This window comes from Candidatus Burkholderia verschuerenii, from assembly GCF_001189365.1.
Taxonomy (GTDB): domain Bacteria; phylum Pseudomonadota; class Gammaproteobacteria; order Burkholderiales; family Burkholderiaceae; genus Caballeronia; species Caballeronia verschuerenii.
Genome location: NZ_LFJJ01000006.1, coordinates 1 through 24,024, shown reverse-complemented (window position 1 = coordinate 24,024; position 24,024 = coordinate 1). Strand labels below are relative to the sequence as shown.

Sequence of the window (24,024 nt, the reverse complement as noted above, 5' to 3'; positions counted from 1 at the left end):
GGCCCTAGGATTTGCCGCCGCAGGCTCGAAGCCCGGTACGACCTTTGGGATGTCAGTCTGCATCATGCCACAGACCGCCCGCCTAACGAGGTAAATTTTGTCTGCTGAATGTCGTGTCGTCTATTCGGCCGAATGGCCAATCCGACGGCGATTCACCACCCACCCATCAGGTCCGCCCCGCCAAAAAACCCACCAGCAACGCCAGCCCCGCGACCGCACCGAGCGTATGCCACGGCTTGTCGTGCACGAAGTCATCCGCGTAACCGGCCGCGTCGTTCAGACGGTCGGAGATCACCGAACTCGCGCCGTTCAGTTGCGAGCGCGCCGACTTGAGCTTCGACTGCAACTCCTTGCGAAGCTTCTCGGCGTCGTAGTCCTTGCCGCTTTGAATCGAGCTCTCGAGGTCATCGAGCAGGCTGCGCAGCTGATCGCTGGCCGTGTCGACCGCGTCGCTGGCACCGCGTACGGCGCGCTGGCCGACGTTGGCTGCGCCATTGATTTTGCTGTCGAGCGTCGAACGTGTGAACAATCCCATTTCCTTGCTCCTTTATTGACGTTGCCGAAAATTGGTCCGCGCCGAAAAGCCGCAGGCGACACGTTGCGACCGGTCGCAAGCTTTCAGGCGCGCATCATCCACTGCGCCGCTGCCGACGATCCTCCCTGCCAAGTCAGCGCCGCGCGAGCTGATGATCCCAGAATACACCGTGAAGCAAGGTTCATTCCTCCACCATCGACACCAAATCGACCTCTCGTTCGTTTTGGGTGTGACGGCGCATCGCGAGCGCCATCATCTCGCAGACGAACACGCCGAACACGACGATGATCCATTGCACCGGCACTTTCGCCGTCAACAGCAGCGCGTACGCGCCGAGCATCGCCAGCACGGCGATGTTCTGATTGAAGTTCTGCACCGCGATGGAGTGCCCCGCCGATAGCAAGGTCGCGCCGCGATGCTGGAGAATCGCGTTCATCGGCACGATGAAAAAGCCCGACAACCCGCCGAGCGCGATCATCAACGGATACGCCATCAATATGTACGCCGGCGCGAAAAACGGACCGATCTGCACGCCCGCGCCCGACGGGAACAGATCCTTGTTGTAGAACGCCATCGCCACCGACACCGCGCCGATCAGCATGCCGACCGGCAGCACCTTGAGCGACTGCCGCAGCGCGATCCACGCCGCCGCCGCGCCCAGCGCGATGCCCACGCCGGTGATGCCCTGCAAGACCGCCGCCTTCGACAGCGACAGGCCGAGGTTCGCGTCGGCCCATTTGAGCACCAGCAGTTGCAGCGTGACGGCCGCGCCCCACAGGAGCGTCGTGACCCACAGCGCGATCTGCGCGAGCTTGTCCTTCTACAACACGACGAAACACTCCGAGAAATCGCTGACGAGCCGGGTCGGCTCTTTCAGGCGATTCGGATAGCGCGCGCCGGTATCGGGGATGAACACGTTGATGACGGCCGCCGCCGCGTAAATCAGCATCACCGTGAACATGGCGGCGTGCGCGGCCGTGCTCATGAAGGGAATATGCGCGTGCTGCACCCATCGGCCGACGACCTCGCTCACCAGCGCGCCGCCGATCACCGTGCCGATGATCGTCGAGCCGACCGTCGCCGATTCGAGCCACGCGTTCGCCGCGATCAGTTTCTGCGGCGGCAGCAGTTCGGTGAGGATGCCGTACTTCGCGGGCGAATAACCCGCCGCGCCCAATCCGACCACGCCGTACGCGATCATCGGATGCACGCCCGCGATCATCAGGGCGCAGCCCGCCGCCTTGAGCGCGTTCGATACGAACATGACGTGGCGCTTTTGCAGCGCATCGGCGAATGCGCCGACGAAGGGCGCGAGCACGACATAGGCGACCGTGAAGAAGATCTGCAGCAGCGGCGTGATCCACGGCGCGGAGTGCACCACGGCGAGCATCGCGATGGCGGCGATCAGCAACGCGTTATCCGCCAGCGACGAAACGAACTGCGCGGCGATGATCGTGTAGAAGCCTTTCTTCATGGAGTCGAGCGCGGCGGGGAAGGGGCGCAATAGCGCAAAAAGCCCTCGAAATCGAGAGCAAAAGATTGCACTGTAGCGGAGCCCTGCGATCGGTGCAGGAAGGAGCGGCGAAGCGCGCGAAGGCGCTCCGCCTGTCGATGTTTTATTCGCCCGTCAGACGCGTGCGCGAATGCGGATCGAGAATCTTGACGAGTTGCGCGTAGACCTTAGGGTTCGCCGCGACGATTTCGTTCTGGAACAGGAAGTCCGACTCGCCGGTGTAATTGCCGACCAGTCCGCCCGCTTCGGTGACGATCAGGCTGCCCGCCGCCACGTCCCACGGATGAATGCCCTGCTCGAAGAAGCCGTCGAGGCGGCCGGCCGCGACGTTCGCCAGATCGAGCGCCGCCGCGCCCGGACGACGCAGCCCCGCGCACGACAGCGTCATTTCGCTGAACAGGCGCATGTAGCCGTTCAAGCCTTGGCCGTCGCGGAACGGGAAGCCGGTGCCGATCAGCGCGTCGGACAGGCGGTCGAGCTTGCCCACGCGGATGCGTCGTTCGTTCAGATACGCGCCGCGGCCGCGCGAGGCGGTGAAGAGATCGTTGCGCGTCGGGTCATAGACGACGGCCTGTTGCACGACGCCGCGATGGGCGAGCGCGATCGACACGCAGTAGTACTGGAAACCGTGGATGAAGTTGGTGGTGCCGTCGAGCGGATCGATGATCCACTGATATTCCGACTCGCGATCCGTTTCGCCGGATTCCTCGGCGAGGATGGAGTGATCGGGATAAGCAGTTTGCAGCGTCTCGATGATGGCGGCTTCGGACGCCTTGTCGACTTCCGTCACGAAATCGTTGTGCTGCTTCTTGCTGATCTGGATACGGTCCAGATCGAGCGACGCGCGGTTGATGATCTGTCCGGCGCGGCGCGCGGCCTTGACAGCGATATTGAGCATCGGATGCATGAGCGAATTCCTTTGACCGGCCAAGCGTTTCGCAATCGCGAACGCACGATCGGAGAAGTTGGCGACAACGACAATGTCGACGAAAGACGAATTGAATAAGAGCGGGGCGGGCCGTCCGACAAGGCTTTTGGAGCCCGAGCGGCGCGCGAAGGCGCCATTTTACCTGCAAATTGGGAACAAACGCGCTAAAAGCGCGCACGTCGCCTGAACGTCGCGTTAACATGACGGGCTGAACTCCCCAGCCTTCGACTCAGCACTTTTCACGCCTTGGAATCCTCGAACGACACCTTGCCCGCCGGCGGCTTCACTTCCACGCGCTTTATCCTGGTCGAGCCGAGTCATCCCGGCAACGTCGGCGCGGCGGCGCGCGCGCTCAAAACGATGGGTTTCGCGCGCCTCGTGCTGGTCGAGCCGCGTGTCGCCGATGTCAAGAACGAGCCCGAAGCCATCGCGATGGCCTCCGGCGCGGACGACGTGCTGGCGTCCGCCCATGTCGTCGATACGCTCGCCGATGCGCTCGTCGGCGTGCGCTGGTCGGTCGCGCTCACCGCGCGCATGCGCGAATACGGCCCGCCGCAGATGCCGCCGCGCGCGCTCGCCGAACGCGCGCACGAATTCGTGCGTCATGGCGACATCGCGCTGGTGTTCGGCAACGAGCGCACGGGCCTTTCGAACGCCGATGTCGAGCGCTGCAGCGCGCTCGCGCATATTCCGGCCAATCCCGCCTACAGTTCGCTCAATCTCGCGCAGGCCGTGCAGGTGCTCGCCTACGAATTGCGGATGGCCTTTCAGGGCCCCGCGCCGGAACTCGCGCTGGTCGAGCCGGCTGTGCAGCACGCGCCGAGCGAGGACATCGAGGGCATGTTCGGGCATTTGCAGGAAGCGCTTGTCGCGCTGGATTTCCTCGATCCCGACAATCCGAAAAAGCTGATGTCGCGCGTGCGGCGGCTGTTCGCGCGCACCGGTCTGGAGCGCGAGGAAGTGAATATCCTGCGCGGCATCGCGAAACACATTCTGATGCGCGCGAAGAAAGACTGACCGTAACGGCCGAGTGGATTTCGGGCGCGATGCGGCGCGCGCATCCTACAATCGGCGGACAACGATATAAGCATCGCGCTATCTGTCATTAAGCGCGCCGTTCCCCATTCGAGAATCCGCCATGTTCGACCGACTTCGCGAAGACATCGCCGCCATCCGCGCGCGCGATCCCGCCGCCCGCAGCGTCCGGGAAGTCGTGACGTGTTATCCCGGCCTGCACGCGATCGTCCTGCATCGCGTCGCGCACGCGTGCTGGACGCGGCAATGGCGCTGGCTCGCGCGCTTCGTCTCGCAGATGGCGCGGTTTCTGACCGGCATCGAGATTCATCCGGGCGCGACGCTCGGACGGCGCGTGTTCATCGATCACGGCATGGGCGTGGTGATCGGCGAGACGGCGCAAGTCGGCGACGACTGCACGATCTATCAAGGCGTGACGCTCGGCGGCACGTCGCTTACGCGCGGCGCGAAACGGCATCCGACGCTCGAACGCGGCGTGATCGTCGGCGCGGGCGCGAAGGTGCTCGGCAGTTTCACGGTCGGCGCGGACGCGAAGATCGGCTCGAACGCGGTCGTCGTGAAGCCGGTGCCGGCGGGCGGCACGGCGGTGGGCAATCCGGCGCGCATCGTCGTGCCGGCGGTCGCGAAAGCGAAAGAGACGAAGCGCGACGATGGCTTCTGCGCCTACGGCATTACGCCGAACGCGGACGATCCCGTGTCGCTCGCCATTCACGGTCTGATCGATCACGCGTCCACGCAGACGCAGCGTATCGACGATATCGTCGCGGCGCTGGAGCGGCTCGGCGCGCGCGTCGAAGCGATGCACGGCATCGACGGCGCGGCGCTCGTCGATCTCAAACGGCTGTGTACGTCGATGGATGGAAAGGCGGAAGCAGTAGACGAACGCTAAAGCGTTAAAGCACTAAAGCGGCAAGGCGCGCAGGCCTTCCGCGTCGAGCCGCAGATATCCGCCGCGCGGCGCGTCGATATCGAGTTCCCAGTCGGGCAGAACCCAGCGCCTGCCGTCGGCTTCGCGATGCATCGCCGGCCGATGCGTGTGGCCGTGAATCATCGTATGCGTCTGACTATCGGCGAAGAGACCGTGCACGGCTTCGCGCGTGACGTCGTACTTGGCCGACATGCCTTGCTCGCGCGCGCCTTCGCTATTCATGCGCATGCGCTGGCCGATACCGAGCCGCTTCTTCAATGGCAACGCGAGAAAGAGCCGTTGCGCGATGCGGTTGCGCGCGAAGCGCCTGAAGCGTTGATAATCCGGATCGGCCGTGCAGAGCGCATCGCCGTGCGCCAGCACGATGCGCTTGCCGAACGCGGTCATCACGTACGGATCGGGCAGAAACATCGCGCCGGCCGCTTTCATGAAGCGCCGGCCGAGCAGGAAGTCGCGATTGCCGTGCATCACATACAGGCCGATGCCGCGCTCCGACAGCGTGTGCATGCACTGCGCCATGCGTCGCGCGAAGGCGGCGCGTTCATCGGCGACGGAAGCATCGAGAATGTCGTCGCCGATCCAGAATTCGAACAGGTCGCCGAGAATGAAGACGGAATCCGCTTCGTTCGCCGTGACCTCGATGAAATGCTCGAACGCCGCGACCGTGTGCGGAATCGCTTCGTTCAGGTGCAGGTCGGAAATGAAAAACAGCGGGCGCGCTTGGTGCGCGTTGCCCGCTGCTTCCTGACCGAAATTCTGCGCAAAAGGCTGCGACACAGATTTCGATTCGATCATGCGATGACGATCAGACCACGACCGCCTTTTCGATCACGACGTCGTCGAGCGGCACGTCCTGATGCATGCTCTTCGAACCGGTCTTGACCTTCTTGATGTTCTCGACCACGTCCAGACCTTCGACCACGCGACCGAACACGGCATAGCCCCAGCCTTGCGGCGTCGGCGACGAGTGGTTCAGGAAGTCGTTGTCCGACACGTTGATGAAGAACTGCGCGGTGGCCGAATGCGGGTCGCCGGTGCGCGCCATCGCGATCGTACCGGTTTCGTTCTTGAGGCCGTTGTTGGCTTCGTTCTCGATCGGCTTGTCGGTCGGCTTCTGCTTCATGCCCGGCTCGAAACCGCCGCCCTGAATCATGAAGCCGTTGATCACGCGATGGAACACCGTGTTGTCGTAGTGACCCTTCTTCACGTATTCGAGAAAGTTCGCGACGGTCTTGGGCGCCTTTTCAGCGTCGAGTTCGAGCTTGATGACGCCGTGGTTCGTATGCAGTTCGACCATGATGAGATTCTCCGTGTGTTGATGGGCGGCGCTCGTCCGACACGCGCGCCCGGTTGTTCCAGTTGTTCGATGATTACTGCGCAACGACGCTCGCCGACTCGATGACGGTCGGCTTTTGCGGCACGTCCTGCATCGGGCCGCGCGTGGTGGTCGGGCTGGCTTCGATCTTCTTCACGACGTCCATGCCCGCCACGACCTTGCCGAACACGGCGTAACCGTTGCCGTCCGGATTCGGATAGTCGAGACCCGCATTATCGACCGTATTGATGAAGAACTGTGCCGTGGCCGAATTCGGGTCGCTGGTGCGGGCCATCGCGAGCGTGCCGGTCGCGTTCTTCAGACCGTTCTGGCTCTCGAGCGGAATCGGCGCGCGCGTGGGCTTCTCGGCGAAGCTCGTGCTGTAGCCGCCGCCCTGAATCATGAAGCCCGGAATGACGCGATGAAAGATCGTGCCCGAGTACTGACCGGACTTCACGTAGGCCAGAAAGTTCGCGACCGTCTTCGGCGCCTTCTCCGGATACAGCTCGACCTTGATGTCGCCCTGCGACGTCTTGATCAGCACCGTGGGATGCGCGGCCTGTGCGGATTGCGGCTGGGCAAAGGCGGGCGCGGCCGCGATCAGGGCGGCGCTCGACAGCGCCAGCATCAGGAATTTCATGAAGGATCGATCCTCGAATGATGAGTGCAACGATTCAGTCGCTGTTCAGCCGCTTTTAAACTGCCAGCCCGTGCCGTCATTCGCCCGACGGCGATGCGGCGCGGGCCTACAGCTTAACCGCTCGCTCGTGCGCTTTCGTGTCAAAGCGTCGGCGATGTTCGGGCGTTCAGGGTTGGTTTAAGGCTGATTGGCCGGGGCGGTGTACGGCGCAGTGTACGGCGCGGTCGGCAGCGAGCCGCTCGGGCCGCCGAACGGCGAGTACAAGTCGGGCGAGGGCACCGTGCCGCGGGTCGGCGCCCATTCGTCCGATGCCGCGTGCGGCGCCGCGGCCGCGCGGGTGCCCGATGCCGCGCCCGCCATCTTGCGATTGACCGGCGGCGGCGTGATGATCTTCTGGATATCCGTCACGCGCTGACGCGAGACCGGGCTCGTCGAGCCGAGCGACTGCGCGCGCTTGTACGATTCGCTCGCGAGGCGCAAGTAAAGATCGCCGAGGTTGTCGTATGCGAGCGCGTAGCCGGGGTTCGCCTTCACGGCCGTTTCGAGCGCGTTGCGGGCATTCTCGTAGCGGCCTTTCTTTGCATACAGCGCGGCGAGGTTGTTGTACGGTTCGGGCAACTCGGGGTACATCTGCGTGAGTTCGGTGAAGCCCTGAATGGCGTCGTCGTCGCGGCCGAGGCGCGCGAGCACGGTGGCGCGCTTGAACTTCGCCTGCACGTCGCGCGGATTGCTCGCGAGGCGCGCATCGAGTTGCCGGAGCGCGGCGGTCCAGTCCTTGTCGGCGATCGATGCATCGATCTGCGGCGTGCCGTCGGTCGTGGAACGGGCGATCTGCGCGAACGCGGCGCCCGACGGCACGAGGTACGCGGCGACGCCGATGGTTGCGACCGCCGCGACGGCCGCGAGCCTGCGCGCCGACGCGAGCATGCCGCGCGCGGCGGGTCGGCAAGAGAGTTGCAGAGGCATGCGCGCCTCGTCGTCAATCTGGTGAATCACTTGGAATGGAGTCGATGAATGATGCGGCGAAGGGAACGGTACGGAGCGTGAAATCCGGCGTGGTTTCACAAGCGCCGCGCGATGCCCGGACCCGCCATGAGCGACACGCCATGAATGGCCGGCGATACCCGCCACGAGGCCGCTCGAGGATTTCATAGGCTCAGGTCCGAGTGTTATACTCCGAGCCATTCTAACAAAAGGTCCGCACGTTCCCGTTCCGCGCACGTGCCTGCTTGCATCGGAGTCCGTCTTCCGCGAGCACACATCGAGCCGACGCCGGATCTGTCTTTCGCCACTCGTGGCCGTCTCCGTCAAGAGTCGCAAGACTCGGGTCGCAAAACGTCGTCAGCGGTCGCGCGTGTGTGTCACCTGAGTGTGTCATCCTCGCTCGTCTCGCATCGACGCAACGCTTGCGGCGCCGCACACGGCAGTTCCCGGACCACGCACTGTTTTCTATGACTTCGCTGCGCATCTACAACACGCTTGCCCGTGACAAGCAAAACTTCGTGCCACTTCGCGCCGGCGAAGTGCGCATGTATGTCTGCGGAATGACGGTGTACGACTACTGTCACATCGGCCACGCACGCGTCATGGTGGTGTTCGACATCGTGCAGCGCTGGCTGCGCGCGTCGGGCTACAAGGTCACGTACGTGCAGAACATCACGGACATCGACGACAAGATAATCCGTCGCGCGGTCGAGAACAACGAGCCGATCAAGGCGCTCACGCAGCGTTTCATCGACGCGATGCATGAAGACGCCGCTGCGCTCGGCGTCACGCGTCCGCACCTCGAGCCGCGCGCGACCGACTACATCCCGCAGATGCTCGGCATGATCGATGCATTGCAGGCGAACGGCTACGCGTATCAGGCGAAAGACGGCGACGTGAACTACGCGGTGCGCAAGTTCGCCGACTACGGCAAGCTCTCGGGAAAGTCGATCGAGGACTTGCGCGCGGGCGAACGCGTCGCCGCGAAAGATGCCAAGGAAGATCCGCTCGACTTCGTGCTGTGGAAGCAGTCGAAGGAAGGCGAGCCCGAGGACTCGGGCTGGGACTCGAAGTGGGGCCGCGGGCGTCCGGGCTGGCATATCGAATGTTCGGCGATGGGCTGCACCTTGCTCGGCGAACACTTGGATATCCACGGCGGCGGCATGGATCTCCAGTTCCCGCATCACGAGAACGAGATCGCGCAGAGCGAGGCCGCCACGGGCAAGCCGTTCGTGAACTACTGGATGCACAACGGCTATGTGCAGATCGACAACGAGAAGATGTCGAAGTCGCTCGGCAACTTCTTCACGATCCGCGAGGTCCTCGAAAAATTTGATGCCGAAGTGGTGCGCTTCTTTATTGCACGGGCACACTATCGGTCGCCGCTGAATTACAGCGACGTGCATATCGACGATGCAAAGAACGCACTCACGCGTCTATATACCGCGTTGAAGGATGTCGAGCCGGACAATCAGCAACTTGACTGGAACGAGCCGAACGCGCAGCGTTTCCAGTCTGCGATGAACGACGACTTCAACACGCCTGTAGCCGTAGCCGTGCTGTTCGATCTCGCGGGCGAAGTCAACCGCACCCGCGATGCCGCCCTCGCGCGCCAGCTCAAGGGCCTGGCGGGCGTGCTCGGCATGCTCGAGCGCGAACCGCGCGTGTTCCTGCAACAGGCGGGCGGCACGAGCGCGGAGCAGGGCATGACGCCGCACGAGATCGAAACGAAGATCGCCGAACGCATTGCCGCTAAGCAGGCGAAGAACTACGCCGAAGCAGACCGGATTCGCGCCGCATTGCTCGAAGCCGGGATTGCGCTTGAAGACAAACCGGGTGGGTCGACCGAATGGCGCCGCGTGTGAACGCGGGTCTTCGAACACTCTGATCGACTCACCAGGCAGGAGGCACGATGGCAACGGCCAGGAAGACGCCGGTCAAGCGACCCGCGTCAGGTAGCGCTGCGTCGTCCGCAACGAAGCGGGCACGCAACGCGGTATCGAAAACAACGACGCAAAAGATCGATGGTGCAACGACGACGACAGGACGCAAGATCGCGCAGAAGCGCGTAGCCGCGTCCAGCCACGCAACGGTCAAGCGCGGCGCCGGCACGCGCGGCAACGCGGAAGCGGGCGCCGCGCCGCTCAAGGCCAACGGCCGCGCCGTCGCGTCCGATGGCGCGGCGGCGGGATCGTCACACTCGCTCGTCGCCGATTCGTCGCAGCCGGGCGAAGTGGTGCGCAAGTCGCGCGTCGTCACGGCGGACGGCAAGGTGCCCGTGCAGATCGGCGGTCTGGTGCCGGAGATCAAGCGTCCGGATTATTGGGACCGCGCCTGCGCGGATCTCATGAAGCGCGACCGTATCCTCAAGAAGCTGATTCCGACCTTCGGCGAGATTCATCTCGTCAATCTCGGCGATCCGTTTTCGACGCTCGCGCGCTCCGTCGCCGGCCAGCAGATTTCGACCAAAGCCGCGCAGGCCATCTGGGAGCGCGTGAAGGGTGCGTGCCCGGAAGTGCATCCATCGCATTTCATCAAGTTCGGGCACGAGAAGCTGCAGGCGTGCGGGTTGTCGAAGCGCAAGGCCGAATACATTCTCGATCTCGCGCAGCATTTCGAATCCGGCGCGCTGCACGTCGAATCGTGGGTGTCGATGGACGACGAAGCCGTGATCGCCGAGCTCACGCAGATTCGCGGCATCGGCCGATGGACGGCGGAGATGTTCCTCATCTTCAACCTGTCGCGACCGAATGTCCTGCCGCTCGACGACCTTGGCCTGATTCAGGCCATCAGCGTCAATTACTTCAGCGGAGAGCCGGTCACGCGCAGCGAAGCCCGCGAAGTCGCGGCGAACTGGGAACCGTGGCGTACCGTCGCGACCTGGTACATGTGGCGTAGTCTGAATCCCATTCCCGCCGACCATTGAAGGTATTGAACAGACCGTTGCGCAGGCGGTGTCGCGGTTCAAGAACTATCGTTGATTTATAATCAATAGCTTCCGCGCGCAGTTATCAGGGACGGGCGCGGTTAGAATACGCCCTGCCCGATGTTTCAGGACTCGAACACATGAAGACCACGTTTCTGGATTTCGAGCAGCCGATCGCTGAACTCGAAGCGAAGATCGAAGAACTCCGCTTCGTTCAGGACGACTCGGCCGTCGATATTTCGGAAGAAATCGAGCGGCTATCGAAAAAAAGCCAGCAGCTGACCAAGGATCTGTATCAGAACCTGTCGCCCTGGCAGGTGTCGCAAATCGCGCGTCATCCGCAGCGCCCGTACACGCTCGACTACGTCAACGAACTTTTCACCGATTTCCACGAATTGCACGGCGACCGCTCCTTCGCGGACGACCTCGCAATCGTCGGCGGCTTCGCGCGCTTCAACGGCCAGCCGTGCATGGTGATCGGTCATCAGAAAGGCCGCGACACGAAGGAGCGCGCGCTGCGCAACTTCGGCATGCCGCGTCCCGAAGGCTATCGCAAGGCCGAACGGCTGATGCGTCTGGCCGAGAAGTTCTCCATGCCGATCTTCACGTTCGTCGATACGCCGGGCGCGTATCCGGGCATCGGCGCGGAAGAGCGCGGACAGTCGGAAGCCATCGGCCGCAATTTGTACGTGATGGCCGAGCTCAAGACGCCGATCATCACGACGATCATCGGCGAAGGCGGTTCGGGCGGCGCGCTCGCCATTGCCGTCGCCGATACGGTGATGATGCTGCAATTCTCCACGTACTCCGTCATTTCGCCGGAAGGCTGCGCGTCGATCCTGTGGAAGAGCGCGGCGAAGGCGCCGGAAGCGGCGGAAGCGCTCGGTCTGACGGCGCATCGCCTGAAGGCGCTCGGTCTGATCGACAAGATCGTCAACGAGCCGCTGGGCGGCGCGCATCGCGATCCGAAGGGCATGGCCGCGCTGCTGCGCCGGTCGCTGGCCGATTCGATGCGCCAGTTCCAGGGCCTGAGTTCGAAGGAACTGCGCGAGCGCCGTTTCGAAAAGCTCATGGCTTACGGCAAGTACAAGGAATCGATGCCGGGCGCGTAAGCGCTTTTCGCGTTCCTCTCCATCACGACCTCTCGTGACTTCGGATAACGACACTCCCGCCGGCCGCCTCGTCTTCGAGGCGCTGCGCGCGGCGGTTTCGGATGCCGCACTTCCCCCCGATTCCCCGTTGGCCGTCGCGCTGAGCGGCGGGCTCGACTCGACCGTTCTGCTCGATGCCGCCGTGCGCAGCTTCGGCGCGGATCGCGTGGTCGCGTTTCATATCCATCACGGCCTGAGCCCCAATGCGAACGCGTGGGCCGCGCATTGCGATGCGTTCGCGGCATCGCTCGACGTGCGATTTGCCGAGCGCCACGTCGATGTCGCGCGCGCTGGCGGCGAAAGTCTCGAAGCCGCCGCGCGCGATGCGCGGTATCGCGCGCTCGACGAACTCTGCGACGAGCACGGCGCGCGGGCGCTGCTGATCGCGCATCACGCCGACGATCAGGCCGAAACGGTACTGCTGCAACTCTTGCGCGGCGCAGGCGTGGCCGGACTCGCGGCGATGGCGCCGCATCGTGCTGATGGTGCCAAAAGTGCCGCGCCACGTCTGCGTCCGTTGCTGCGGCTGCTGCGCGCGCAATTGGAGCAGTACGCGCACGAGCGCGATCTGAGCTGGATCGACGACGAGTCGAACGCCGACACGCGCTATTCGCGCAACGCGCTGCGTCACGACGTGCTGCCGGTGCTCGCGGTGCATTTTCCCGGCTTCCGCGATGCGCTGGCGCGCACGGCATCGCACGCGGCATCGGCGCAAAGGCTGCTGGACGATCTGGCGCGCATCGATCTCGACGTCGCGCGAAGCGATGACGAAGCGGGCGCGCTGCGTCTCGACGCGCTGCTCGCGCACGACGACGAACGCGCGACCAATCTGCTGCGCTTCTGGATTCGCGCGCGCGGCTTGCAGGCGGCATCGACGGCGCGGATCGCGGATATGCTGCGCCAGTTGCGCGATACGGCGGCCACCCGCGACGGCCACGGATTGCGCGTCGATCACGCGGGCTGGGCGTTGCGCGTCTATCGCAACGCGCTGTTCTGGGAGCCGGGCGACAGCGCCGACGATCCCGACATCGACGGATCCGCCGCCGTGCAGAAATCGCCCGGCGAACTGCTCTGGCAAGGCGAGGAAGTCTGGCGGCTGCCGCAATGGCGCGGCTCGTTCGTGTTCGAACCGGTGGACGCGCCATCGGACGACGTGGTGGGCGAGGGCGTGTTGCGCGCCGCGCCGCTGGTCGCGCGCTCGCGCATGGGTGGCGAGCGCATGCGCGCGATCGCCGATGCGCCGAGCCGGACGCTGAAGAATCTCTTCCAGGAGCGCGGCGTGCCCGCGTGGAAGCGCGGCGTGCCCTTGCTGTTCGCGGGCGAGGCGCTGCTGTTCGTGCCGTTGATCGGCGTGAACCGGGAGGCCGCGCCGAGCGCGGAACACGGTCTGCTGCGCCGGATCATCTGGCGGCCGGATCTGCTGCTGGCGTGATGCTGCCGACAAGATGGCGCGACATGCGTCGGTAAAATGTCCGTCCTACCGGCTTCATCTTGTAATTTCAGCCCCGATCGCGTATCCTAATCCGCTTTCGCGCAAGCGAGCGGTTTTGCGCGGCATCTCCGTTCAAAAGACGCGATTTTGGCCCGCAAACACGCTTTCGTGCGCAACCATGGCGTGCGGCGACATTTGCGTTCCGTTGCGGGCTTCACCACTCCCACCGAAGCCTTCCGGCACGGCGCAGCTAAGGCACAAGCGCACCGCTTTTCACGCGCGTGACGCGGTTTTCCTTCCAGTTCAAGAACGACAATGGCACTCATCGTACACAAATACGGCGGCACTTCGATGGGCTCGGTCGAGCGCATCAAGAACGTCGCCAAGCGCGTCGCCAAATGGCACAAGGCCGGCCACAAGATGGTCGTCGTGCCCTCGGCGATGTCCGGCGAAACCAACCGCCTGCTCGGCCTCGCGAAAGACATCAAGGCCGACCCGGACCCGCGCGAACTCGACATGATTGCCTCCACCGGCGAGCAGGTGAGCGTCGGGCTGCTCGCCATCGCGCTGCATGCCGAAGGCCTCGAAGCCGTGAGCTACGCCGGCTGGCAAGTGCCGATCAAGACGGACAGCGCGTTCACCAAGGCGCGGATCAGCGATATCGACGGCACGCGGGTGCTGAAGGATCTCGACGAAGGCAAGGTCGTGGTCATCACGGGCTTCCAGGGCGTCGATCCGGAAGGGCATATCGCCACGCTCGGACGCGGCGGCTCGGACACCTCGGCGGTCGCGATCGCGGCGGCCATGAAGGCCGACGAATGCCTGATCTATACCGACGTCGACGGCGTCTACACGACCGATCCGCGCGTGGTGGAAGAAGCGCGCCGGCTGGATCGCGTGACCTTCGAGGAAATGCTGGAAATGGCGAGCTTAGGCTCGAAAGTGCTGCAGATCCGCTCGGTGGAATTCGCCGGCAAGTATCAGGTGAAGACGCGCGTGCTCTCCAGCCTGACCGATCCGCTGATGCCGCTGGAAACGGAAATGCACTCCGGCACCCTGATTACTTTTGAAGAAGACGAGAACATGGAAAAAGCAGTGATTTCTGGCATCGCGTTCCAGCGCGACGAAGCGCGCATCGCGGTGATGGGCGTGCCCGACAAGCCGGGCGTCGCGTATCAGATTCTCGGGCCGGTCGCCGATGCGAACATCAACATCGACATGATCATCCAGAACCAGAGCGTGAACGGCAAGACCGACTTCACGTTCACGGTCGGCCGTGGCGATTACCAGCGCGCGCTCGAAATCCTCAACAACACGGTGAAGGGCCACGTGCAGGCCGAAACCGTGCTGGGCGATCCGAAGGCGTCGAAAGTGTCGGTGGTCGGCGTGGGCATGCGTTCGCATGTCGGCATTGCGAGCACGATGTTCCGCACGCTGTCGGAAGAGGGCATCAACATCCAGATGATCTCGACCTCCGAAATCAAGATTTCGGTGCTGATCGACGAGAAGTACACGGAACTCGCCGTGCGCGCGCTGCATAAGGCGTTCGAACTGGATCGCGGCTGATTTCCGGGGTATGACATGCGTGTGACGGCTCGCGGGCCGTTGCACCATTGCGGTTCGCAGTAGATATGGGTCGCGAAATGATCGATTGGTAAAAAATCATCATGCGAATTTGACCGATGCCTGCGAACACGCTATTATCTCAACCTCGTTGCACAGCGTTCCCGGTGCGACGAAAAGTTTGGGAGACGTGGCCGAGAGGTCGAAGGCACTCCCCTGCTAAGGGAGCATCTGGCTAAAAACTGGATCGAGGGTTCGAATCCCTCCGTCTCCGCCAGTTGTCGTAGAGAAGCCCCGCAAGCTTAAAAACTTGCGGGGCTTTTTCTTTTTGCGCTTCTTATTGCATTTTTGCGCTCGTGCAATGCGAGCGTCCGATGCGTCGTGCCGTGGATACAGTTGCTTGCTGTCTGTCAAAACAACGAAACAAATGTTTGCCGACGTGATTGGTTGCCTTCTCTTTAGGATAAGTCCGCTTTTCTGTGTTTAAGCAGGTAACTATCCTCCGCGTTGCTTCAAAGCAAGCAATCGGATGCAACGCACACTCTTCATGCGTTGTCGGCAAATACGCGCTCGCCTGATCGCTCATCGCATCAGTGCCGCGAGTCAAAAAATGTTACTTAGTTATGGCAAGTATCAAGAAGCTTCTCGCTCCCGCGCTTCTCGCGCTGCTGGGCATCGCGCAGGCCCATTCGCAGGAGCTCGACCCGACTGCACTCAAGCTGATGGGCGTGTATGGTCCGCATAGCCAGTTCGCGGGTCCTTATGTCGGCGCGAAATTCGGCGTCGACTGGTCGGAGCGCACGGGCAACGACCCGCGTTCGACGCACTCGACCTGGTATCCCGGCGTCCTCGGCGTCGTGAACTACGACGTGAACTACGACGTGAACCAGTTCATCGTCGGCTTCGAAGGTTTCGGCGATTTCCATCACGGTTCGAGCACGTACAAGGACGGCGGCGTCGATCTGAAGCTGGGTATGCCGGTCAACGGCAATATCATGCCGTACGCGCGTATCGGCTTTACGGGCACGTGGCCGTCGGCGCGTCTGCACTACGGCGCGGGCGTCGAGTACAAGTTCGCGAAGAACTGGAGCGTGGCGGGCGAATACACCGGCGACTCGACGAGTCACGATGGCAGCCACTTCACCAACAACAGCCTGACCGTGGGCGTGCATTACTACTTCTTCTGACCGGTTTCGTGTCCGGTCACGGCGCGGGCGATGGCCGTCCGCGCCGTGCATCAAAGGCCGCGTTTCGTCGCGGCCTTTTTTACGCCCTTATTTTCCCGATGCGATCCGCTGCTCGATATGCTTCGCCCGCGACGGCGAAGACGGATGCGAACTCAGCATGCTCGATTGCCCGCCATCGATCGTCGACAGCTTCTGGAACGCGGTGACGAGTCCCTTCGGATCGTAGCCTTTCTTCTTCTGCGTATCGAACGAGTAATCGTCGGCGGCGGTTTTCTGCGACTGCGAGAACTGCGCGTTGACGAACTTCTCCGACAGATCGCCCAACTGCGACGCCGACAGATTCGCGACCATTCCGCCCGCCGCCGATGCCACCGAGCGCGCCGCCGACGTCGCGTACGCGACCTGCATCGCCTTCTTAGTGTGACCGAGCGCGACGTGGCTCATCTCGTGGCCGACGACGCCGCGCACTTCGTCGTCGTTCATCAGGTCCATCAGGCCGCTGTAGACGCGCACGCAGCCGTTGGCCATCGCCCAGGCATTGACGTCCTTGGTCAGATAGACATTGTAGTTGACCGGCACGCCGTTGATGTTGTCGCCCAGTTGCTTCGACAGCTTGTTCAGACGCGCGGTGTACGGCGACGATGCCGGCGCGATCTGGTTTTCCTTGTCCAGTTGGGCGTAGGACTTGTCGGACAGCGTGCGGACGTCGTTGTCGCTCAGCGAGAGCGCCTGCGTGGCGAGCTGGCCGGTTTGCATCAGCTGGTTGGGATCCATGCTGCTCAGGTTGCTCATATTGCTGCACGATGCCAGCGTGAAGACAGCCGAAGCCGCCAGCGCGACGCGGAAGAAGGTCATGATCGTTTGCCTTTGAAGAGTCGTTGTAGTTGTCGTCCCGCGAAACACGCGGACGGAGCGCTATGCTCAATGCGAGTCGACTCGTAAGCTAGCCGAAAATTCCGATTTTGCTTACAGCAGATGACAAAATGCTAGCGATGTCGTGAACCAATCGCGTTCGGGAAGCGAATCAATCGTTCGCGCGGCGGCGGAAAGCGCGAATGCGCGCGGCGATCGCGCCGATTGTGTCGACGGACGAAGCGTCGACGGCGAAGGCCGGCGTGTCGGGCAGGGCGTCGGCGGCGAGTTGCGTGAGCGTGCGGCCCGGCGGCATCTCGACGAACAGCGTCGCGCCGAGTTCGCTCATCGCGATGGTCGAATCGTGCCAGCGCACCGGATGGCGCAGATTGGTGGCGAGATCGTCGCGCACGGCATCGGCGCGACGGAGCACGCGCGCGCCGCGATTGCCGACGTAGGGAATACGCGGCGCATCGAAACGAATCTGCGAGGCGGCTTCGGTCAGCTTCGCGGCGGCATCGTCGAGCAATGCGCAGTGCGAGGGCACGCTGACCGCGAGCCGTTCCGCCTTGCGCGCGCCGTGTGTCAATGCAGCTTCGCGCACGCGCTCGAGCGCCACGTCGCTGCCCGATACGACCAACTGGCGCGGCGCGTTCAGATTGCCGATCCACGCCCTCGCCGCCGCTGGTTTCGATCGCCTGCGCAAGCTCGCGCTCGTTCAGACCCCGAGCACGGCGAGCATGCCGTAGCCGTGCGGATACGCGTCCTCCATCAACCGCGCGCGCAGGCGCACGAGCCGCAGCGCATCGTCGAAGGCGATGGCGCCGCTCGCGACCGCCGCGCCATACGCGCCGACCGACAAGCCCGCGACCACTTCCGGCGCGATGCCTTCGTCGGCGAGCGCGCGCGTCGCCGCGACGCCTGCGACGACGAGCGTCACCTGCACCGCGACGGTGGAGGCGAGCGCATCGGCGGAATCGAGTTCGAGCACGTGTTGGCCGAGCGCGTCCGATGCTTCCGCATAAATCTTCGCGATGGCGGGATGCGCCGCCGCACCGCTCAGTCGATGCAGAAAGCCCGGCGTCTGCGCGCCTTGTCCCGGAAACAGAAACGCGATCACGACGCGCTCCACGGATCGGCCGCGAGCCGCGGACCGTCGGCGTGACGCAGCATCACGCGCACGTTCGCGCGCGCGAACTCGGCGAGCGAAAAGGCGGCATCGCGCGTTTCGATCTGCACGTCGATGCGCGTGCCGATGCGCAGCGCTGCGTCCGACAGTGCATCGAGCAACGCGGCGGCATCGGCGCGCGGCAGCGGTTCGGGCGCGCGCACGATCAGATCGAGATCGCTGTCGCGTGTCACGGTCGATACGCCGCTCGCGAGTTCGAAGCCCGCGCTGCCGGCCGGTCCCCAGTCGAGGCCGGTAGCATCGACGATCGGCGCGATCGCGCGCAGCAGGGCGAAGGCGGGCAGCGTCGCGCGAACGGAATCGGGTTTGCGGCGGCGCAGTGCTTCCGGCGTGAACACGGCGTCGATCCGGCGCGGATCGACGCCGTGTTCACGCCGGATCGAGCCAGGTGCCGAAACGCTCGCTGCGCGTCGCGCCGCGAATGCCGACCGCGATCGAATGCCCGATGCGCGGTGCGCGCCGCGCTACGACGAACGGCGCGCGCGTCAGCGCATCGGCGACCCAGGAGGGCGCGTCCGCGAATGGCGTCGTATCGTCGGCGAGGCGGGCGAGGTCGTGCGGGCGCATGTCAGGCGTCCCGGGTGTCCCATTGCGCTTTCATCCGCTTGCGCACTTCGATCGATGCCGCGCGCGTGCGCGTCGCATCGGCGGAGGCGAGGCGGCTCGACAAATCGCGCGGGCCGTCGCGCGCATCTTTGACGGCGGCGGCGAGCGATGTCCGCACGCGTTCGATATCGGCGGATGCGGGCGCGTCGGCGTCGATGCCTTCGATCAGTTCGTGCAGCAAGCCGAGTTTCGCGTACGCGCTCATCTTGTAGGACATCGGCAACACGGCGTCGCCGAGCGCGTCCAGACTTTCGACACTGCGACGTGTGACGCGCGCGGCCGCTTCCTTGCCCATCGCGTGCACGGCCGTGCCGGGCGCATCGAGCGCGACGATCCGGTTCGCCTGATAACCATGCGCGAGATACGCGCCAGACATCGCCGGACCGACGATCAGCGCGATCACCGGATGGCCCGCGAGACGCGCGCTCGCGTAGGCATCGACGGCGGTGGCGCAGGCGAGATGAATGCCGAGCAGTTCCTCGCGACGTCCGTACGCCTGACTCTTCACATCGACGATGGCGACGATCGGGCGCTTCGTCTGCGCATCGCGATCGGCGTCGTTGATGTCGCGTACGGCGCGCGCCAGCAGCCAGCCTTGTTCGAGTCCGACGACGTTGTCGGTCGCGCGCGGAAAGCGGTTGCGCGCATCGGGCACGACGGCGATGAAGCGCGCGCGTTCGCCGTCGAGTTTGCCGTCGCGGGCGCGGACCGGGCCGCTTTCCGGCGCGGTGGAAGGCGCTGCCAGCGCGTCGAGCCAGCGCGCGCCGCGAGAAATCGAATCGCTCATGATGGGCTCCACAGTTGGCGCAGCGTGTCGGGATCGATCGCGTCGGGATTCACCTTCGTGAGCTGGTCGAGATACGCATCGACTGCTTCCGTGCGATGCCGCTTAGGCACGCCGCGCGCGAACGCCGCGAGCACCGCGTCGCGGATCTGCGCGGTATCGTCTTCGACGAGCGTATCGGCGAGACCGACCGCGACGCGTTCCTCCCCGCCGATCATCGACCAGATCAGGCGCCGGTCGCCCGAGTCGAGTTCCTCGATGCCCGCTTCCTGCTCGATCACTTCGGGCCCGTTCATGCCGAGGCGCGCCTGACGCGTCATCACGAGTTCGGTGCACAGCGCCGCCGCCAGCGACATCCCGCCGAAGCAGCCGACCATGCCGCCGATCACGCCGACCACCGGCACATGCCGCCTGAGCGCGACGATGGCCGCCTGAATCTCGGCGATCACCGCCAGCCCGAGATTCGCTTCCTGCAGACGCACGCCGCCGGTTTCGAACAGCACGACGGGACGAATCGCGCGTCCGGCGTCGAATTCGCTCAACGCCATTTCGAGTGCCGCCGCGATCTTCGCGCCCGATACTTCGCCGATGCTGCCGCCCTGAAACGCCGGCTCGATCGCCGCGATCACCGCCGGTTCGCCGCCGAGCATGCCGCGCGCGATCACCGCGCCGTCGTCCGATTGGCAGACGATGTTCTGCATCGGCAGCCACGGCGATTCGAGCCGGTCGAACGGCCCGATCAGTTCGCGGAACGTGCCTTTGTCGAGCAGCGCCTGCGCGCGTTCGCGCGCCGTCAGTTCGATGAAACTGTGCCGCGCGAGAAACGTGTCGTGCGCGTTCATGCAGATTCTCCTTCGCTGACTTCGACGGCTTCGGACAGACGCAGCAACACTACGCCGGGCGTCGCGCCGAAGTCGTTCAGTTCGAGTTTCACCGCGCCGTCGTAGCGCTGGAAAAAGCGGTCGAGCACGCTTTTCCAGACGTGTTCATAACCGTCGACGCTGGTGCGGATCACGACTTCCGCGTGCGCGTTCGGCGACGGCGTGAGCAACACTTCGAGATCGCCCGAGCCGACGACGCCGACATGCGCGCGGCGCGTGACGGTCCGCTTGGCGGGATACTCGTATCGCAGGTTTTCCATATGCGGTCCTTGATCGATTCGATGCGATTATGCGTTCAGGGCAGACGCCTGAGACTGTCGAGAAAGAGCGTGGCGGCGAGCAGATCGGCCGCGCCGCCGGGCGATGCGTTTAGCGCGAGCAGATCGCGATCGAGTTGCGCGTAAGCGGCGCGTCCGCGTTCCCGCGCGATGCCGCCTTCTTCGATGACGCGCCGCGCGCCATCCTGCGCGACGCGCAACGCATGCAGGCCGCCGCGATGCAGCAGACACGTATCGTCGAGCGACGCGATGATCGCGACGAGCGTATCGAGGCGCGCGTCGTCTTCGTTCAGGCCGCGTGCGCGGGCGTCGTCGAGCGCGGGCAGGCCGATGCGCCGCGCGTGCGGAAAGCCGTCGCGTGCTTCGCCGCGCGCGCCGGGCACGCGGTATCGCGCGCCGACTGTCGCGCCGTGGCTCGTCGCAGCCGACGACGGCGCGTAGCGGTCGTCGTGCCGTGCAATCGCCGCCGCCGATAAACAGATCGCGTCGCTGTCGTCGGATGCGTTCATCGCGGCGCCCACGCACAGCAAGCCGACGATCCAGATCGCGCCGCGATGCGCATTGCTGCCGTCGGTGGCGCGCATCATCGCGGCTTCGCCTTCGCGGCCGATGCGCGCCAGTTGCTCGCGCAAGGCCTGCGATGGCGGCGCATCCGACGCCGCGCGCGCAATCGCCAGAAACGTCGGCGCGAGCGCATTGGCGGATCGCAGCATCGTGTCGAGATCGAGATCGAGATCGAGATCGCGATGCGCGCCGCTGCCGCGTCGATCGACCAGCGCGGGCTTGGGCGTGAGCATCGCTTCGGCGATCAGCGCATCGACCGCGCATGCCGCGATGAGCGAGGCCGATGCGCGTGCGGTTTGATCGAACGCGCGGGAGAGGGCGAGCCGCATCGCGATCACCAGCTACGGAAGCGCGCGGGCGGCGCGTACAGACCGCCCGACCATGCGACCAGATCGTCGACGCCTTCCGCCGCGTGCAGATACGCAATGCCTTCTTCCGTCACAACGTGCGTGACGTCGTCGCCGTAGATCATCACGGGCGCGATCGGCATGTTGCTCTTCTTGCCGACGGCGATGGCATCGAGCGCATCGACGATGGTCGGCTCGCCGCCTTTTTTGTATGTCTCGGCGGTCTGCACGACGAGCTTGTGGCCGCGCGCGATCTCCGGATTCGGGCCGTCGTCTTTCAGGAGTTTGAGCCACGCTTCGCTCGAATGACGGCGGCCGCGCGGATCGTGGCCCATGTTCGGCGCGCCGCCGAAGCCCGCGAGCCGTCCGAGCGTGACAGTCGACGAGTTCGCGTCGGCATCCATCTGCAAGGTCGAGCCGATAAACAGATCGACGCCGTATTGCCCCGCGAGCTGGCAGAACACGCGGTTCGAGCGCAGACTGCCGTCGCGTCCGGTGAAGAACACGTCGGAGCGCGCGGCGATATAGTCTTCCATGCCGACTTCGCTGCCGAAGCAATGCACGCTTTCGACCCAGCCGGACTCGATCGCCGGAATCAGCGTCGGATGCGGATTGAGCGCCCAGTGCGTGCAGATTTTCCCTTTGAGACCGAGCGATTCGCCGTAGGTCGGCAGCAGCAGTTCGATCGCGGCCGTATCGAAGCCGATGCCGTGATTGAGCGCGGTAATGCCGTAACGATCGTAGATGCCGCGAATGGTCATCATCGCCATCAGAATCTGCAACTCGCCGATATGACGCGGATCGCGCGTGAACAACGGCTCCACGGCGAAGGGCTTGTCCGCCTGCACGACGACATCGATCCACGAGCCGGGAATATCGACGCGCGGCAGTTCATCGACGATCTCGTTGACCTGCGCCACCACGATGCCGTGACGGAACGCCGTCGCCTCGACTATGGTCGGCGTGTCTTCGGTATTCGCGCCCGTATAGAGATTGCCGTGCCGATCCGCCTGCGCCGCGCACACCAGCGCGACTTGCGGCGTCAGATCGATGAACATGCGCGCATACAGTTCGATATACGTATAAATCGCGCCGATCTCGAGCATGCCGTCTTCGAGCAGTTGCGCGACGCGCAGACTTTGCGGCCCGGCGAAGGCGAAATCCACCTTGCGCGCGATGCCTTGTTCGAACAGCGCGAGATGTTCCGGCCGGCTGATGCTCGAAATCAACAGATGGATATCGTGGACGCGGCCCGGATCGAGCTTGGCGAATGCGCGCGACAGAAAATCCGCCTGCTTCTGATTGTTGCCCTCGATCGCGACGCGATCGCCGGTGACGATCAGCGCGCTCAATGCATCGACGATGCGCTCGGTGTCGAGCACCGCGCCGTTCATCCACGGCTCGATCAGTTTCAGACGGCGCGATTTTTCCTGCGCGCGCGTGTTCCAGGAACGGGTTGCAGCGGACACATCGTTCATTGTTTGGCCTGTCGGGAAGTCGTGCGGGAAGATGCGCGGCGTTTCTTTTTCGTGTGCGTGGTTTGGGCGAGCGCCTGGGCATCGGCGAGAAAACGGTGGATCAGTTCGCCCGTCGCGAGCAAATGACGCGCCACCAGCGTTTGCGCCTGTTGGATATCGCGTGCGGCGAGCGCGGCGAGAATCGCGCGATGTTCGGCATCCGAAGCATCCTTATGGATCGGCAAGCCGAGCTTCAGCCGCAGATAGCGCTCGCCGCGCCGATGCATCTGCCCGATCATTTCCATCAGACGCGGCCGGTCGGCGGGCGCGTACAGACTCATATGGAACTGCTCGTTGCGCACGACGTACAACGCGGGATCGGGCTCGTTTTCGGCGGCTTCGAGCAGACGCTGCGCGTCGGCGAGCGTTTCCGGCGTGTGATGTTCCAGCGCGATGCCGATGGCGAGGCTTTCGAGCGACGCGCGAATCTCGTAGATTTCGCGCGCTTCGTCGGCCGATTGCAGGCTCACCGCCGCGCCGCGATTCGGCTCGATGGTGACCCAGCCTTCGCTTTCGAGCTGACGGAACGCTTCGCGCACGGGAATGGCGCTGACGGAAAACTGCCGCGCGATTGCATCCTGACGCAGCGGTTCGCCCGGCAGCAGCGAGCCTTCGACGATGGCCGAACGCAACGCATCCGCGATAAAGCGCGAGGTGCTTTGCCGCGGCTCGAACTGCGCATCGCGGAAGGAAAGACCGGGTGACGATGCCCCGGCGGGGGAGATGTCTGTCGGCATGGCTAGTGTTCCGTCCCAGAAATAACTTTACATAACCGAGCCACTTTCTGAAGGATGGAATCGGCGGTTGCGGTCCAGACAAATGGACGGTTGTGCTGGTTGTAGCGTGCGACATAGCGCTCGATGCTGGTA

At 64.2% G+C, this 24,024-nt stretch carries 23 protein-coding genes, 1 tRNA gene and 3 pseudogenes; 9 read left to right on the top strand and 18 right to left on the bottom strand.

Annotated elements, in window-relative coordinates; translation table 11 throughout:
- Positions 1-166: 166 nt before the first annotated feature.
- From BVER_RS02700 to BVER_RS02690, 3 genes and pseudogenes are all read right to left on the bottom strand, one after another.
- Entirely contained in the window at positions 167-535 is a 369-nt protein-coding gene (locus BVER_RS02700; protein WP_050451983.1) for an ElaB/YgaM/YqjD family protein, read from the bottom strand.
- 181 nt (positions 536-716) lie between these two features.
- A pseudogene (gene lplT / locus BVER_RS02695) lies at positions 717-2,009 on the bottom strand (lysophospholipid transporter LplT).
- Positions 2,010-2,151: 142 nt separating this feature from the next.
- Entirely contained in the window at positions 2,152-2,955 is an 804-nt protein-coding gene (locus BVER_RS02690) for an inositol monophosphatase family protein (RefSeq protein ID WP_050451982.1), read from the bottom strand.
- 267 nt (positions 2,956-3,222) lie between these two features.
- Between BVER_RS02690 and BVER_RS02685 the strand changes: the two genes are divergently transcribed.
- Together BVER_RS02685 and cysE are read left to right on the top strand one after the other, a co-directional pair.
- Positions 3,223-3,993 carry an RNA methyltransferase gene (locus tag BVER_RS02685; RefSeq protein WP_050451981.1) on the top strand — a complete coding sequence of 257 codons (771 nt, stop codon included), beginning with the start codon at positions 3,223-3,225 and terminating at the stop codon, positions 3,991-3,993.
- A 121-nt stretch (positions 3,994-4,114) separates the two neighbouring features.
- Positions 4,115-4,900, top strand: coding sequence for a serine O-acetyltransferase (cysE, locus tag BVER_RS02680; RefSeq protein WP_050451980.1), 786 nt, complete (start codon positions 4,115-4,117; stop codon positions 4,898-4,900).
- A 12-nt stretch (positions 4,901-4,912) separates the two neighbouring features.
- Here the strand turns inward: cysE and BVER_RS02675 are convergent, their stop codons facing one another.
- The 4 genes from BVER_RS02675 to BVER_RS02660 all read right to left on the bottom strand — a co-directional run bounded on the left by BVER_RS02675 (position 4,913) and on the right by BVER_RS02660 (position 7,860).
- On the bottom strand, positions 4,913-5,734 hold the full coding sequence (locus BVER_RS02675) for a UDP-2,3-diacylglucosamine diphosphatase (RefSeq protein WP_050451979.1): 822 nt from the start codon (positions 5,732-5,734) through the stop codon (positions 4,913-4,915).
- A 10-nt stretch (positions 5,735-5,744) separates the two neighbouring features.
- On the bottom strand, positions 5,745-6,236 hold the full coding sequence (locus BVER_RS02670; RefSeq protein ID WP_050451978.1) for a peptidylprolyl isomerase: 492 nt from the start codon (positions 6,234-6,236) through the stop codon (positions 5,745-5,747).
- Between the two features lie 73 nt (positions 6,237-6,309).
- A complete protein-coding gene (locus tag BVER_RS02665; RefSeq protein WP_050451977.1) occupies positions 6,310-6,894 on the bottom strand; it encodes a peptidylprolyl isomerase in 585 nt (194 codons plus the stop codon).
- 177 nt (positions 6,895-7,071) lie between these two features.
- Positions 7,072-7,860, bottom strand: coding sequence for a tetratricopeptide repeat protein (locus BVER_RS02660; RefSeq protein ID WP_050452010.1), 789 nt, complete (start codon positions 7,858-7,860; stop codon positions 7,072-7,074).
- A gap of 485 nt (positions 7,861-8,345) precedes the next feature.
- On the opposite strand from BVER_RS02660, the gene cysS reads away from it, so the two are divergent.
- The 7 genes from cysS to BVER_RS02625 all read left to right on the top strand — a co-directional run bounded on the left by cysS (position 8,346) and on the right by BVER_RS02625 (position 16,137).
- Positions 8,346-9,743 (top strand): cysteine--tRNA ligase, encoded by a 1,398-nt coding sequence (gene cysS / locus BVER_RS02655; RefSeq protein ID WP_050451976.1) that lies wholly within the window; start codon positions 8,346-8,348, stop codon positions 9,741-9,743.
- A 47-nt stretch (positions 9,744-9,790) separates the two neighbouring features.
- Complete coding sequence (locus BVER_RS02650; RefSeq protein WP_050451975.1) at positions 9,791-10,804, top strand: DNA-3-methyladenine glycosylase family protein; 1,014 nt, start codon at positions 9,791-9,793, stop codon at positions 10,802-10,804.
- 140 nt (positions 10,805-10,944) lie between these two features.
- Positions 10,945-11,916: an acetyl-CoA carboxylase carboxyltransferase subunit alpha gene (locus BVER_RS02645; RefSeq protein ID WP_050451974.1), complete on the top strand. Its 972-nt coding sequence runs from the start codon at positions 10,945-10,947 to the stop codon at positions 11,914-11,916.
- 34 nt (positions 11,917-11,950) lie between these two features.
- Positions 11,951-13,387 (top strand): tRNA lysidine(34) synthetase TilS, encoded by a 1,437-nt coding sequence (gene tilS, locus BVER_RS02640; RefSeq protein WP_050451973.1) that lies wholly within the window; start codon positions 11,951-11,953, stop codon positions 13,385-13,387.
- Between the two features lie 315 nt (positions 13,388-13,702).
- Positions 13,703-14,953, top strand: a complete 1,251-nt coding sequence (locus tag BVER_RS02635; RefSeq protein ID WP_050451972.1) for an aspartate kinase — start codon at positions 13,703-13,705, stop codon at positions 14,951-14,953.
- A gap of 181 nt (positions 14,954-15,134) precedes the next feature.
- A tRNA-Ser gene (locus tag BVER_RS02630) sits at positions 15,135-15,227 on the top strand.
- A gap of 346 nt (positions 15,228-15,573) precedes the next feature.
- Positions 15,574-16,137: an outer membrane beta-barrel protein gene (locus BVER_RS02625; protein ID WP_050451971.1), complete on the top strand. Its 564-nt coding sequence runs from the start codon at positions 15,574-15,576 to the stop codon at positions 16,135-16,137.
- A gap of 87 nt (positions 16,138-16,224) precedes the next feature.
- On the opposite strand, the gene loiP is transcribed toward BVER_RS02625, so the two are convergent.
- From loiP to BVER_RS33240, 11 genes and pseudogenes are all read right to left on the bottom strand, one after another.
- On the bottom strand, positions 16,225-16,992 hold the full coding sequence (loiP, locus tag BVER_RS02620; protein ID WP_050451970.1) for a metalloprotease LoiP: 768 nt from the start codon (positions 16,990-16,992) through the stop codon (positions 16,225-16,227).
- Positions 16,993-17,161: 169 nt separating this feature from the next.
- Positions 17,162-18,109, bottom strand: a pseudogene (gene mdcH, locus BVER_RS02615) (malonate decarboxylase subunit epsilon).
- A complete protein-coding gene (locus BVER_RS35070; RefSeq protein WP_269750734.1) occupies positions 18,106-18,516 on the bottom strand; it encodes a malonate decarboxylase holo-ACP synthase in 411 nt (136 codons plus the stop codon). Before BVER_RS35070 ends, mdcH begins: the two are co-directional and overlap by 4 nt.
- A 31-nt stretch (positions 18,517-18,547) precedes the next feature.
- Positions 18,548-18,745: a phosphoribosyl-dephospho-CoA transferase MdcG domain-containing protein gene (locus BVER_RS35065; protein ID WP_269750733.1), complete on the bottom strand. Its 198-nt coding sequence runs from the start codon at positions 18,743-18,745 to the stop codon at positions 18,548-18,550.
- Between the two features lies 1 nt (position 18,746).
- A complete protein-coding gene (gene mdcE, locus BVER_RS02605; RefSeq protein ID WP_050451969.1) occupies positions 18,747-19,571 on the bottom strand; it encodes a biotin-independent malonate decarboxylase subunit gamma in 825 nt (274 codons plus the stop codon).
- Entirely contained in the window at positions 19,568-20,410 is an 843-nt protein-coding gene (locus BVER_RS02600; RefSeq protein WP_050451968.1) for a biotin-independent malonate decarboxylase subunit beta, read from the bottom strand. Before BVER_RS02600 ends, mdcE begins: the two co-directional genes overlap by 4 nt.
- Positions 20,407-20,709 (bottom strand): malonate decarboxylase subunit delta, encoded by a 303-nt coding sequence (locus BVER_RS02595; protein ID WP_050451967.1) that lies wholly within the window; start codon positions 20,707-20,709, stop codon positions 20,407-20,409. Before BVER_RS02595 ends, BVER_RS02600 begins: the two co-directional genes overlap by 4 nt.
- Before the next feature lie 35 nt (positions 20,710-20,744).
- Positions 20,745-21,620: a triphosphoribosyl-dephospho-CoA synthase gene (locus BVER_RS02590; protein ID WP_050452009.1), complete on the bottom strand. Its 876-nt coding sequence runs from the start codon at positions 21,618-21,620 to the stop codon at positions 20,745-20,747.
- Positions 21,621-21,625: 5 nt separating this feature from the next.
- Positions 21,626-23,116 (bottom strand): malonate decarboxylase subunit alpha, encoded by a 1,491-nt coding sequence (gene mdcA / locus BVER_RS02585; protein WP_050451966.1) that lies wholly within the window; start codon positions 23,114-23,116, stop codon positions 21,626-21,628.
- Complete coding sequence (locus BVER_RS02580; protein WP_050451965.1) at positions 23,113-23,892, bottom strand: GntR family transcriptional regulator; 780 nt, start codon at positions 23,890-23,892, stop codon at positions 23,113-23,115. Before BVER_RS02580 ends, mdcA begins: the two co-directional genes overlap by 4 nt.
- 2 nt (positions 23,893-23,894) lie before the next feature.
- A pseudogene (locus BVER_RS33240) lies at positions 23,895-24,024 on the bottom strand (IS630 family transposase); the annotation flags it as partial.